We start from the raw sequence: 14,414 nt of genomic DNA, 5'->3' as shown, positions 1-14,414 counted from the left end.
AAAAATTTAATTCGATTTTCTATGTACTCCATACTTAATACTTCGTACTTATACACTATTTAATTACGAAGCGGTTTCCCAGTCTTCAACATATGCTGTATGCGTTCTAAGGTCTTCCGTTCGGTACATAAACTTAAGAAAGCTTCACGTTCTAAATCCAATAAATATTGTTCGGTAACTAGGGTAGGTTCGGATAAATCACCCCCTGCCATCACATAAGCCAATTTATTTGCTATTTTATGATCATGTTCACTTATATAATTTGCAGCTTCCATAGAGTCGGTTCCAACTAAAAACATACCTAAAGCTTGTTTTCCGAGTACTTTTACGTCTTTGCGTTTTACGGGCTGCGTGTAACCAGCTTCAGCCATTAATTTAGCGTGCGCTTTTGCAGTGGCTATCTGCCGGTCTTTATTAATAACGACAATATCTTTTCCTTTCTGAAGGACACCCAAATCGAAAGCTTCATAAGCAGATGTTGCCACTTTTGCCATACCGATGGTTAAAAAGTATTCTTGTAAAGTGTTTAATTCTACATCGCCTTTTCTAAAAGTATCAGAAGCCCTTAAAGCCATTTCTTTTGAACCAGCTCCGCCAGGAATCACACCAACACCAAACTCTACCAAACCGATATAGGTTTCTGCGGCAGCAACTACTTTATCGGCGTGCATTGATAATTCGCAGGCGCCACCTAAAGACATGCCGTGTGGTGCCGAAATGGTTGGAATCGCCGAGTAACGCATACGCATCATGGTATCTTGAAAATACTTAATGGCAGCATTAAGTTCGTCATATTCCTGTTCTACGGCCATCATGAATATCATACCAATATTAGCGCCAACTGAGAAATTGGCGCCTTGGTTACCAACAATTAATCCCTGATATTCTTTTTCGGCCAGATCAATGGCCTTATTAAGTCCTGCTAAAACATCCCCTCCAATCGTATTCATTTTAGACTGGAATTCACAGTTTAATATACCATCTCCTAAATCTTCAATGACTACCCCTGAGTTTTTAAATACTTCATTAGATTTTCTAATATTATCTAAGATGATAAAGGCATCTTGCCCAGGTATTTTTTCTTGTGTTTGCTTTGGAATATCGTAAGCATAAGTAGCACCTTCTTTTACAGAATAGAATGATTTGCTTCCTGCTTTTAACATATCGTTTACCCAGGGTGCTGGTGCTAAACCTTCTGCTTTCATTATTTCTATACCAGCCTCGACTCCTATAGCATCCCAAATTTGAAAGGGACCATGTTCCCATCCAAAACCAGCTTTCATGGCATCATCAATCTTATACAATTCATCTGTTATTTCAGGAATACGATTCGAGACATATGCGAATAGGGCAGCGAAACTTTTTCTGTAAAATTTGCCAGCTTTATCTTTACCTGAGACTAATACTTTGAACCGGTCTACAACCTTATCGATAGTTTTGGTCAATTCCAGAGTAGCGAATTTTGCTTTTTGTGCAGAGCGATACTCTAAAGTGTTTAAATCTAATGATAGGATTTCTTTTTTGCCTTCTGCAGAAACCGTTTTTTTATAAAACCCTTGTTTGGTTTTGCTTCCCAACCATTTGTTTTTTACCATGGTACTAATGAAACCTGGAAGTTTAAAGAGTTCCAGTTGTTCATCTTCTTTACAGTTTTCTGCAATACCATTTGCTACATGAACTAAAGTGTCCAAACCAACAACATCGACTGTTCTAAATGTAGCAGATTTTGGTCTACCAATAACAGGACCTGTTAATTTATCGACTTCTTCAATGGTTAGCTCCATATCTTTAACAGCGTGGAATAAACTCATGATACTAAAGATGCCAATGCGGTTTCCAATAAAAGCAGGAGTGTCTTTAGCCACGACAGATGTTTTTCCCAGGAATTGTTCGCCATACTCATTAAGGAATTCTAAAACCGAGGTATCTGTTTTGGGGCCAGGAATGATTTCGAATAGCTTTAAGTAGCGTGCAGGATTAAAAAAGTGTGTACCGCAAAAATGTTTTTGAAAATCTTCACTTCTCCCTTCACTCATAAACTTAATAGGAATACCAGAAGTATTACTGGTAATTAAAGTACCAGGCGTTCTGTGTTTTTCTAGCGATTCAAAAACCTGTTGTTTTATATCTAAACGTTCAACAACAACTTCCATAATCCAATCAACATTGGCAACCTTAGCAATATCGTCTTCTAAATTACCAGTTGTAATACGATTTGCAAATTTGGGATGATAAATAGGGGAAGGCTTTGATTTTAATGCTGTAGCAAGGGCATCATTAACCAATCTGTTTCTTACGCCTTTATCTTCGAGTGTTAAACCTTTGGATTTCTCTTTGTCATTTAGTTCTCTTGGGACTATATCAAGTAATAAAACATCGACGCCTATATTAGCGAAATGGCATGCAATACCACTTCCCATAATACCTGAGCCAATTATGGCCACTTTTTTTATTCTACGTTTACTCATTTTATACTACTACTCGTTTTGATTATATATTTTTTTATTCGTTACCAGTTCGTTAATGACTTCGGCGACTTCATAAAAACTGTTTAATTTTTCTTCAGAAACGTTATTTCTTATAGTTTCATTAAATGTTAAAACTTTATCTCTTGAATAGGTTCTTTTTTCAAGACCAAATTCAGTGAGAGAAATGATAACACCACGACCATCTTTTGGATTGGGTTTACGCTCAATTAGTCCTTTAGATTCCATCGTTTTCAATATTCTTGATAAACTCGTGGCTTCCATACCCATTTTAGGTCCTAAAGCGGTAGAAGGCGTTCCTTTTTCTGGGTCTATACTCAATAAAGTAAAGCCCGTTGCCATAGTACTATCAAATTTTGCAGCCTCTTCATTATACATTTTTTGCACTGCAAGCCATGTTGTCCTTAGTATATAGTCTATTGTTTTATCTTTCATAATATCTGGTTGGTTGGAGACCAAAGATATGAAAATTTATTATGCATGCATAATAAATTATATAAAACTTAACACAATTTAATTGAGAGAGTATTGAAAATGTGTTATATGATTTTTAAAGTTATGACCTATAGATTTTTTCTATTAAATCTACATATTTAGTCTTAATCACTTTTCTTTTCATTTTCATTGTAGGTGTTAAGTGGCCGGCGTCAATTGACCAAACATCTGGGGTTATTTCGAATTTTTTAATCTGTTCCCACTTACCAAAGTTTTTATTGGCATTGTCAATTTCTTCTTGAATGCGCTCTAATAACTTGGGGTTGGTGATGATATCATTTTTAGATTGGAAAGTTATGTTATGACGTCTTCCCCATTCTTCAACAAATTCGAAATTAATTTGGATTAAAGCGGCAGGCATTTTTTCGCCTTCTCCAATAATCATTATTTGTTCAATAAACCTAGATTGCTTAAATTGATTTTCTAAGAGGGCAGGAGCCACATACTTACCACCAGAAGTTTTGAACATTTCTTTTTTACGATCTGTAATTTTTAAGAAATTGTCATCATCAACTTCACCTATATCACCTGTATGGAAATAATTTTCAGTCATCACCTCCTTAGTTTTTTCAGGATCTTTATAATAACCAAGCATGACATTAGGTCCTTTAACCAAAATTTCTCCATCATCGGCAATTTTAACTTCAACATTGTCAATAATTCGACCTACGGTTCCAATCTTAATGCCTCCGTTAAAAGGGCAATTTACAGAAACCACAGGAGATGTTTCTGTTAGCCCGTAACCTTCTAGTATTTCCATTTTTGCAGCAGAAAACACCCTGATGAGTCGTTGTTGCAGTGCAGCACTTCCAGATATCAAGGTATTAATGTTACCTCCTAGTGCTTCTCGCCACTTATTAAAAATAATTTTGTTTGCTATTTTTAATTGAAACTCGTACCACCCGCCATTTTTACCATAGGGCTCATATTTTAAACCTAAGTTCACCGCCCAAAAAAACAATACCTTTTTTATACCTTTTAATTCTGTACCCTTGGCTATTATTTTATCATACATTTTTTCATAAAGCCTAGGAACTGCTGTCATAACTTGAGGTTTGACCTCTTTCAAGTTGTCGCTTATGGTCTCAATACTTTCTGCAAAATATATTTCTATGCCACAGTATTGATAGAGATATAGTATCATTCTTTCAAAAACATGACAAATAGGTAAGAAACTCAAGGCTCTAGATTTACCTATTTCTAGAGGGACTCTGGACATGCTATCTATAACATTAGATACCAAATTATTATGAGATAACATAACACCTTTGGGCTTACCAGTAGTGCCCGAAGTGTAAATTAAAGTAGCCAGATCATTTGGTTTAACGACTTCTTTTCTGGACTCAACTTCTTTTTGGTTGCTAGTATCTTCACCTAATTTTAAAACTTCTTTCCAGCTTTTTTCGCCTTCAATATCATTAAACGTGTAAACTCCTTTAAGTTTGGTATTGTCTTTTATAACATTGAGTTTATCTAAAACTTCCGCATCGGAAACGAAACAATAAATAGATTCAGAATGGTTTAAGACATATTCGTAATCTTCAGCAGCTATCGTTGGATAAATCGGCACATTTTGCGCACCAATTTGAAGGACACCTATATCTAAAACATTCCATTCTGTTCTATTAGTTGAAGAAATGACAGCGATTTTATCATTTGGTTGTACTCCTAAACGCAATAAACCTCTACTAATAGCATTGGCTTGGTTAACATATTCTTGAGTTGAAATAGAGTACCATTCACCTTTGTGCTTAGAAGTGAGTGCTTTATCTAAATTATAAGTTTCTAATTGATAATAAGGAAAATCAAAAATTCGTGTAACGTCTGCCATTTAAAATAGTTTCTTGTATTGCAAAATATGAAATTAAAAAGGATTTTCAAATTGCGTAAACAAAATAGAATTTTTATAACAGTTTATAAATGTTTTAGAAAGGGTATTTATCGATTTTCAAATTTTGGGGACCGTATTTTGTTATTTATTGTGAAATAACTTAAATAAACTGGTTTGTTTTAAATTATTATGAAAAATGTATCTAATTTATAATAATAAATGAGAAATCACATGAAATTAATCTCTTTGTTAAATTTTTATACCTGCTAAGGTTAAAAGTTTACATATTTTATTTTTAAAGTGATAAAACTCAAACGTTTTCGTTAAAAAATCCATAAAAAAAACTTCCATTTACTGATAATTGTCAGCTTTATAATTAGGTCCAGTATATAACTTTGAAATAGTAAAACAAACATGATTATATAAAATATTAATAAAAATAAAACAATGGAAGTAAAACAATTTAACTACGGAATTTGGACTGAAAAAGTCGATGTAAGGGATTTTGTTATTAATAACATTACTCCTTATTATGGAACATCAGAATTTTTGGTTGGCCCAAGTGCTAGAACTCAAAAATTATGGGAAGTATGCAAACAAGCTACTAAAGAAGAACGACAAAATAATGGTGTACGTTCTATAGATACAGAAACAATTTCGACAGTTAGCGCCTTTAATGCTGGATATATAGATAAAGATAATGAGGTTATTTTAGGATTGCAAACAGACGAATTATTGAAAAGAACCATGAAACCTTTTGGCGGATTTAAAGTAGTTCAAAAGGCATTGTCTGAGCATGGCGTAAAACCTAATGATGCCTTAACAGAATTATTTTCAAAATATGTTAAAACTCATAATGATGGGGTTTTTGACGCCTATAATGCTGAAATAAAAAAGTATCGTTCATTAGGCTTCTTAACTGGGCTTCCAGATAACTACGCACGTGGTAGAATAATTGGTGATTATCGTCGTGTAGCTTTATACGGAATTGATTTTTTGATTAAATCTAAACAGGAAGATTTAGCGAAAATTGAAGGGCCAATGAGCGATGCTGTTATTCGTTTACGAGAGGAAGTCTCTGAGCAAATAAAAGCATTGAAAGAAATCATTGAATTAGGAGGTAAATATGATTTAGATTTAAGCCGTCCTGCTGAAAATGCGAAAGAAGCTGTACAATGGACATACATGGCTTATTTAGCTGCTGTAAAAGAACAAGATGGCGCAGCCATGTCGTTAGGTAATGTGTCAACCTTTTTAGATATTTTTATTGAAAATGATTTACAGGAAGGGCTTATAACTGAGGAAGAGGCTCAAGAATATATAGATCAGTTTGTCATGAAACTTCGAATGGTACGTCATTTAAGAATGAGTGCTTACGATGAAATTTTTGCTGGTGATCCAACTTGGGTGACTGAAGCTATAGGGGGGATGTTTGAAGATGGGAGAACGAAGGTAACTAAAACCTCTTTCCGTTTCTTGAATACCTTATATAATTTAGGACCTTCACCAGAGCCTAATATGACGATTCTTTGGTCTGAAGATTTACCAAAAAACTTTAAAGATTACTGTGCTAAAGTATCTATAGACACATCATCAATTCAATTTGAAAATGATGCTTTGATGAGAGAAAGTAGAGGGTCTGACGATTACGGAATAGCATGCTGCGTATCGCATCAGGCATTAGGGAAATCTATTCAGTTTTTTGGAGCACGTACTAACTTGGCCAAAACATTATTATTAGCTATTAACGGTGGCCGTTGTGAAATAACAGGCACTAAAATGGTTGATGGTATTGAAGCTTGTGATTGTGAGTATTTAGATTTCGATAAAGTCATGGCTAACTTTAAAATAGCCATGAAAGATGTGGCGCGCGTGTATAATGATTCTATGAATATTATTCACTACATGCACGATAAATACTATTATGAAAAAGCTCAAATGGCACTAATTGATACCAACCCAAGTGTCAATATAGCTTACGGTATTGCTGGTTTATCAATTGTGGCAGATTCTTTGTCAGCAATTAAATATGCTAAAGTAAAGCCAATTAGAAATGAAGAAGGTTTAACGGTTGATTTTAAAATAGAAGGAGAGTTTCCTTGTTATGGTAATGATGATGATAGGGTAGATGTTTTAGCTGCTAATGCGGTGGCCGATTTTAATAATGAGTTAAAGAAGTTGTCAGTTTATAAAAATGCTGAACCAACTATGTCTGTGTTAACCATCACATCGAATGTTGCTTATGGAAAGAAAACAGGAGCAACACCAGATGGTAGGGCAAAAGGTATTCCATTTGCACCAGGGGCTAATCCGATGCATGGTCGTGATTCACAAGGTGCTATAGCATCCTTAAACTCGGTAGCAAAAATCGATTATAAAGATTCTCAAGATGGTATTTCTAATACTTTTTCAATAGTGCCAAAGTCTTTGGGTGCTAATGACGAAGATAGAATCGAAAATTTAACATCCATTTTAGATGGTTATTTCTTAAGGAATGCACAGCACATTAATGTTAATGTATTAAATAAAGAAACTTTACTTGATGCTATGGAGCATCCTGAGGAATACCCACAATTAACAATTCGTGTTTCTGGTTACGCTGTTAATTTTGTAAGATTAACAAAAGAGCAGCAATTAGAAGTTATAACACGTTCTTTCCACGAGTCCATGTAGTTTTATTAATATTTCTAATTAAGAAGTATCTGCAAAAGGAGCATCATGCTTCTTTTGCGGATACTAATTTCAAAAAATTGTCCTATCAAAACAGAAGAGAACATATTAAGAGTGCATTCTATTGAATCCTTTGGAACGCATGATGGTCCTGGAGTTCGTATGGTTATATTTTTACAAGGATGTAAATTAAAGTGCTTGTATTGTCATAATCCAGACACAATTAATACAACAGGAGGTAAACTTTACCATATAGATGAGTTGGTAGATATGGCGTTGAATATGAAATCATATTTTGGCAAAAAAGGAGGGGTCACAGTTTCAGGAGGCGAGCCTTTGTTGCAGTCTAAAGAATTAATCCCTTTTTTTAAACGCTTAAAAGAAGAAGGTATTCATACTAATATTGACACTAATGGTAGAATATTAAACCATTTTACAGAAGAATTATTAGATACCTATGCAGATTTAGTCATGTTAGATATAAAGCATATGACTGAAGCAGGATATGAAGCTTTAACAGGAATGCGTAATAAAGAAACCACTTTCACTTTTGCTAAACATAGGGAGGCTTCAGGGAAAAAAATGTGGTTAAGGTATGTGCTTATACCAGAGATTACTAATAAACCTGAACTTTTGCATCAAATGGGGACGTATTTTAAGGATTACAAAACCATTGAAAAAATTGAACTTCAACCTTATCATAAGTTAGGTATTCATAAGTGGGAAGCTTTAGGTTGGGATTACCAACTAAAAGATGCACGCGAGAATACAGAAGAAGAAATTGATGCCGCAGTCGAGATTTTAAAAAATTACTTTAAAGAAGTTAAAATAAATTAAAAAGTGTTGCTCGTTATCAACACTTAAATATAAATATTATGCAAACACAAAAACTTAAGAATCGTTGGTTAATAGCCGCTTCGGCAGTTGGAATACATATTTCAATTGGATCGGTTTATGCTTATTCTGTTATGACCAACCCCGTAAAAGATATTTTTGATGTTGATGGTAGTGTTATAAAATGGGCATTTAAAATTGCTATTTTATTATTGGGGCTATCTGCAGCATTTTTAGGTAGATGGGTAGAGAAAGTAGGACCAAAAGTAAGCGGTACAACAGCTGGATTATTTTACGGCTTTGGTATTTTAGGTTCTGGGCTTGCTGTTCAATTAGAGTCGTTAACGCTGTTTTACCTTTGCTATGGTGTTATAGGGGGGATTGGATTAGGTCTTGGATATATTACACCAGTAAGTACTTTGGTAAAATGGTTCCCAGACAGACGTGGCTTGGCGACAGGAATGGCCATTATGGGCTTTGGTTTTGCGGCTTTAATTTTTGGGCCAGTGATGCAATCGCTTTTTGATGCTGTGGGTGTATCGAATGCCTTTTACATTTTAGGCGCTATATACATGCTATTGATATTGTCTTCTGCAAGATATATTGAAAGACCACCAGAAGGGTATATGCCAGAAGGTTTTAAACCAGGAGAGGGTAAAACTATTAAAGCAGATATGGCAAATATAGATGCGAATGCTTCACTAAAAACGGCACGTTTTTATTACATCTGGATTATGATGTTTATTAATATTGCTTGTGGTATTGCCATTATATCTGCAGCAAGTCCGATGATGCAAGAGAAACTTAATTATACACCCATGGAAGCAGCAGCAATTGTAGGACTAATAGGTGTTTTCAATGGACTGGGTAGAATCATGTGGTCCAGCCTTTCAGATTACTTAGGACGCGCAAATACTTATATCATATTTTTTGCTTTTCAAATTCTGGCTTTCTTTTTCTTGCCAAAAATTTCAATGGAATTAGCTTTTCTAGTCGTTTTATTTACAGTTATCACTATGTATGGAGGGGGCTTTGCAACGTTGCCAGCATTTTTAGGTGATTTATTTGGAACCAAACAATTAGGGGCTATACATGGTATGGTACTAGCAGCCTGGGGATTAGCAGGAGTTGTAGGTCCTACAATTTATGATGTTGTTAAAAATGCTACGGGATCATTAGATGCTACTTTAGAGGTCTTTGCAGGTCTATTTGTTATAGCACTTATAGTATCATTATTAATGAAACGAACGGTAAATCAAGCTTATAAAAAGATAAATAAAAAACTAAATTTTGCTTAGCGCATTGTTTTGTCTTAGTCGAGAAAAGCCCTTTTAAAATTAATTGAAAGGGCTTTTTTATGACTATGTTTTTTTAGTTTACTTTTCAATCCATTTTCGAGCATTCACAAAAGCTTCTAACCAAGGAGATACTTCGTCTTGTCTTCCATCTGGATAGTTTGCCCAATTCCACTGGAATGTCGAACGCTCTATATGTGGCATCGTTACTAAATGCCTCCCTGTTTTATCACACATCATAGCTGTGTTAAAATCGGAACCATTGGGGTTATGAGGATATTCTTCGTAGCCATATTTTGCAACAATATGATATTGGTCTTCAGCATATGGTAAATCAAATTTCCCTTCACCATGAGAAATCCAGACCCCTAAAGTGTTTCCAGCCAGTGTTGAAAGCATTACAGAGTTATTCTCCTGAATTTTTACCGAAGTAAATGAACTCTCATGCTTGTTAGAATCATTATGGCGCATTTTACCATGTATTTCATGATCTGGGTTGATTTCTTCAAGTTCCATAAACAGTTGGCAGCCATTACAAATGCCAACTGATAAAGTATCTTCTCTATCAAAGAAATTTTGAATAGCCTTTTTCGCTTTTTCGTTATATTTAATCGCACCTGCCCACCCTTTGGCAGATCCCAATACGTCTGAGTTGCTAAACCCACCAACGGCACCTAAAAACTGAATATCTTCAAGAGTTTCCCTGCCAGAAATCAAATCGGTCATGTGGACATCTTTTACATCAAACCCAGCTAAATACATAGCATTAGCCATTTCACGTTCAGAATTACTGCCTTTTTCACGAAGAATGGCTGCTTTAGGTCTATTGCCGTTTAGTTCTGGTAGTTTTCCAGTAAATTGTTTAGGAAATATATATTGTAAAGGTTGATTTTTATAATTGTTAAATCTATCTTCAGCTAGGTCATTTGCTGTTTGTTTTTGATCTAATAAGTATGATGTTTTGTACCAAACATCACGTAATCTGGAAACTGTCATTGTAAACACTTCAGTATGGTTAATAATACTTAAAGTATCACTTTCTGTCACTTTTCCGATGTTATGAAATTTAATATGCGCATCATTTAAAACAGATTCAATCGAATTGTCTTTTGACTGAATAACAATTCCTGAATTTTCAGAAAATAATAATTTGAATGCGTCTTTTTCACCTAAATTAGATACATCCAATTCAGCACCAAGATTAACATCAGCAAAGCACATTTCTAAAAGTGTTGTAATCAATCCACCAGAGGCTACATCGTGTCCTGCCACGATTTTCTCGTCTCTTATTAAATTTTGAATGGTATTGAATACGTTTTTAACGTAAGTAGCGTCTTTTACATTTGGGGTTTCATTACCTATTTTATTGACTATTTGGGCAAATGAACTTCCTCCCAATTTAAAATCGTCTTGTGATATGTTGATGTAGTATACATCTCCGCCTTTTTTGTTGAAAACAGGTTCTATGACTTTAGAGATATCGTTGCAGTTTGCTCCAGCAGAGATAATAACGGTTCCTGGAGCTATAATTTCTTCATTCGGATATTTTTGTTTCATTGATAAAGAATCTTTTCCTGTTGGAACATTAACTCCTAAATCAATTGAAAATTCTGAAACAGCTTTCACTGCTTCATATAAACGCGCATCTTCTCCTTCATTTTTACAAGGCCACATCCAGTTTGCAGATAATGAAACGGATTGCAGTCCATCTTTTAAAGGTGCCCAGATAATATTGGTCAAAGCCTCAGTAATAGAATTTCTACTGCCAGCAACAGGATTAATCAATCCAGAAATAGGGGAGTGTCCAATAGATGTTGCGATACCTTCTTTACCTTTATAATCTAATGCCATGACACCAACATTATTTAAAGGTAATTGTAGGGGGCCTGCGCATTGTTGTTTGGCAACCTTTCCACCAACACATCGATCTACTTTATTGGTTAGCCAGTCTTTACAAGCAACTGCTTCTAATTGTAATACCTGATCTAAATAATCGTAAAAGTTATCAGAATTATAACTCACATCACCGTATATTCTATTGACGGTTTTATCGGTCATTATTGTTTTAGGGGAGCTCCCAAACATATCTTCCATAGCTAAATCCATTGGTTTGTTACCTTTGGTTTTAGATTGGAATGTAAAGCGATCATCACCAGTAACATCCCCAACGGTATACATTGGAGAACGTTCGCGATCTGCAATTTTATGAAGCGTTTTTATATGTTCTTCGGAAATCACTAAGCCCATACGTTCTTGAGATTCGTTACCTATTATCTCTTTATCAGAAAGCGTAGGATCTCCAACAGGTAGGGCATCTAAATCTATTTTTCCACCTGTATCCTCAACAAGTTCAGATAAGCAGTTTAAATGACCACCAGCACCATGATCATGAATAGAAACAATAAAATTTTCGTCGCTTTCTACCATGCCTCGAACAGCATTTGCAGCTCGTTTTTGCATTTCTGGATTAGAACGTTGTACCGCGTTTAATTCGATACCAGAAGCAAATTCTCCAGTGTCGGCACTAGAAACCGCAGCACCTCCCATTCCTATGCGATAATTTTCACCTCCAAGAATGACTATTTTGTCTCCCGTTTTTGGTGTATCTTTTAAAGCTTGATCTATTTTACCGTAGCCTATGCCTCCAGCTTGCATAATTACCTTATCGAAACCAATTTTACGAGCATCTTCTTCATGTTCGAAAGTTAGCACAGAGCCACAAATAAGTGGTTGCCCAAATTTGTTACCAAAGTCAGAAGCTCCATTAGATGCTTTTATTAAAATATCCATAGGTGTTTGATACAACCATTTGCGTTCCTCAACAGCTTTTTCCCAAGGACGATTTTCTTCTAATCGGGAGTATGATGTCATATAAACAGCCGTTCCCGCTAGAGGAATAGACCCCTTTCCACCAGCTAGCCGATCTCTAATTTCTCCGCCAGAACCCGTAGCAGCCCCATTAAAGGGCTCAACAGTTGTGGGGAAGTTATGTGTCTCTGCTTTAAGTGAAATAACAGATTCGAATGCTTCTGTAGTATAGTAATCTGGAACATCTGCCCGTTTTGGAGCAAATTGTTCTACTTTAGGCCCTTTTATAAAGGCTACGTTATCTTTATATGCAGAAACAATATCGTTAGGGTGTTGTTTTGATGTTTCTTTTATTAGCTTGAAAAGTGATATTGGTTTTTCTTCACCATCAATAACAAATGTTCCGTTAAAGATTTTATGGCGGCAATGTTCTGAGTTTACTTGTGAAAAACCAAAAACTTCGGAATCAGTTAGTGGTCGGCCTATTTTTTTTGAAACACCTTCTAAATATTCAACTTCTTCATCGCTTAATGATAAACCTTCTTTTTGATTGTAAGCAGCTATATCTTCTATATCAAGGATAGCTTCTGGTTTGATATCAATGGTGAAAGAATTTTGATTCAATCCATTGAATTTTTCTGAAATCATAGGATCGAATGCTTTAAAATCCTTAGAAATAGCTTGAAATTCTTCAATTCTAATAATATCAGAAATCCCCATGTTTTGAGTTATTTCTACAGCATTGGTGCTCCAAGGGGTTATCATGGCAGCACGTGGACCAACAAAAAAAGCATCGAGAGATGCTTGTTCTATTTTGGGCTGGTTGCCAAATAACCACACTAATTTTGATGTGGCTTCTGTTGATAATTCTTTTGTTGTTTGAACAGCAAATATCTTGCTGGTTACGTTTCCAAAGAAATGAATCATTATGTCTTAATTTGTGTGTGTTTAAAGAAAGTGCAAATTTACTTCTTTTTGGTCGAATTTCTTGTAAAAATATGCTCGGGATAATTGAGAGTTATTCACGAGGTTTTGAACATAGAAAAAATACATTGTTTATAAACAAACAAGGCAAACTAATTTGGTTTACGCTTGTTTCTTTATTTATATATCCGTAAGAAACTATCTTAAATTGGGAGCGATTTAATAGAGCTTAATGTTTTTTTAGCCAATTCTGTTTTTTCAGGGAACAATTCTTTGCCTTTAATATCTTTGGCAATACTGGATATGCGCTCTTTTGTCGTTTTAGACATAGAAAGCACTTTTGTAGCTTTTAGTATTTGTTTTTTTCTTCCCATTTTTTCTAAATGTTATACAAATTTACTTCATTTTTTCTTAAAAACCAAAATACCAATGTATTCGTTTTCAGGGATATATTGTGTTAAATTGGCTTTTTTTTCATTTGTCAACCCAAAAAAGGCATACTCTTTACTTAGTTCAATGAAATTTTTATTTACGTAGTACCGGTAAGTTTTAATTCTTCTGTTAAAGTTTTTGCAAATATCATCACAGTTCTTTTTGCAATTAGACTCACAAAGTGCTTTAAATTTATCGGCACTATCGCTACCTTGTACCCAAATAGCAGCATCTTCATTTTCTTTAAAGAATTCTGGGATGGTATTAAGAACGGTACTAAATACTTTTCTCATATCACCATTATTACTATTGGAATCATCAAAAATATTACCATTTTCTTCATTGTAGTCACCAAACCCTAAATTATAGATTACTTTTCCGTTTCTTTTGGCAACTGGGGTATATTCTATAGCTTTAATTATTGACCTATGTCCTTTACTTTCAAATAGGTATTGGATTTTTCTGGTTTTAGATTTTAGTAGTTCGGTTTTGTAGGCAGGTATGTTATTCAATATCTATAATTTTTGCTAGGCTAAAGGTAATACTTTTTTTACGTAATGTGATATGCCGTTATTATTCCTGCTAAGGCAGGAATCCATTATAATACTTTAGTTTAATTTATAAAATTTCTACCTTAAT

The 14,414-nt window shown here is 34.7% G+C and carries 9 protein-coding genes; 3 read left to right on the top strand and 6 right to left on the bottom strand.

All coding sequences use genetic code 11. The features are described 5' to 3' along the window. Positions 1-59: 59 nt before the first annotated feature. The 3 genes from HHX25_RS04310 to HHX25_RS04300 all read right to left on the bottom strand — a co-directional run bounded on the left by HHX25_RS04310 (position 60) and on the right by HHX25_RS04300 (position 4,812). Complete coding sequence (locus HHX25_RS04310) at positions 60-2,468, bottom strand: 3-hydroxyacyl-CoA dehydrogenase/enoyl-CoA hydratase family protein (RefSeq protein ID WP_169670507.1); 2,409 nt, start codon at positions 2,466-2,468, stop codon at positions 60-62. 9 nt (positions 2,469-2,477) lie between these two features. Next, positions 2,478-2,921, bottom strand: a complete 444-nt coding sequence (locus HHX25_RS04305) for a MarR family winged helix-turn-helix transcriptional regulator (protein ID WP_169670505.1) — start codon at positions 2,919-2,921, stop codon at positions 2,478-2,480. Between the two features lie 121 nt (positions 2,922-3,042). Continuing rightward, the gene (locus tag HHX25_RS04300) at positions 3,043-4,812 is read right to left on the bottom strand and encodes an AMP-dependent synthetase/ligase (protein ID WP_169670503.1); all 1,770 of its coding nucleotides are present in this window, start codon (positions 4,810-4,812) and stop codon (positions 3,043-3,045) included. 447 nt (positions 4,813-5,259) lie between these two features. Between HHX25_RS04300 and pflB the strand changes: the two genes are divergently transcribed. From pflB to HHX25_RS04285, 3 genes are read left to right on the top strand one after another with little or no spacing between them, the layout of a single operon-like run. Next, a complete protein-coding gene (pflB, locus tag HHX25_RS04295) occupies positions 5,260-7,485 on the top strand; it encodes a formate C-acetyltransferase (RefSeq protein ID WP_169670501.1) in 2,226 nt (741 codons plus the stop codon). Between the two features lie 45 nt (positions 7,486-7,530). After that, positions 7,531-8,319 carry a pyruvate formate-lyase-activating protein gene (gene pflA / locus HHX25_RS04290; RefSeq protein WP_205957990.1) on the top strand — a complete coding sequence of 263 codons (789 nt, stop codon included), beginning with the start codon at positions 7,531-7,533 and terminating at the stop codon, positions 8,317-8,319. 38 nt (positions 8,320-8,357) lie between these two features. Beyond that, positions 8,358-9,614, top strand: coding sequence for an L-lactate MFS transporter (locus HHX25_RS04285; protein WP_169670499.1), 1,257 nt, complete (start codon positions 8,358-8,360; stop codon positions 9,612-9,614). Between the two features lie 78 nt (positions 9,615-9,692). Here HHX25_RS04285 and purL read toward each other — a convergent pair whose 3' ends face one another. The 3 genes from purL to HHX25_RS04270 all read right to left on the bottom strand — a co-directional run bounded on the left by purL (position 9,693) and on the right by HHX25_RS04270 (position 14,287). After that, positions 9,693-13,346: a phosphoribosylformylglycinamidine synthase gene (purL, locus tag HHX25_RS04280; RefSeq protein WP_169670497.1), complete on the bottom strand. Its 3,654-nt coding sequence runs from the start codon at positions 13,344-13,346 to the stop codon at positions 9,693-9,695. Positions 13,347-13,546: 200 nt separating this feature from the next. Next, positions 13,547-13,717 (bottom strand): hypothetical protein, encoded by a 171-nt coding sequence (locus HHX25_RS04275; protein WP_169670495.1) that lies wholly within the window; start codon positions 13,715-13,717, stop codon positions 13,547-13,549. 27 nt (positions 13,718-13,744) lie between these two features. Further along, a complete protein-coding gene (locus HHX25_RS04270) occupies positions 13,745-14,287 on the bottom strand; it encodes a DUF6934 family protein (RefSeq protein ID WP_169670493.1) in 543 nt (180 codons plus the stop codon). Between the last annotated feature and the right edge of the window lie 127 nt (positions 14,288-14,414).

It is taken from the genome of Flavivirga algicola, from assembly GCF_012910715.1.
GTDB lineage: Bacteria > Bacteroidota > Bacteroidia > Flavobacteriales > Flavobacteriaceae > Flavivirga > Flavivirga algicola.
Note: the sequence above shows the minus strand (reverse complement) of the source record. Positions and strands in the feature narration are given on the sequence as shown.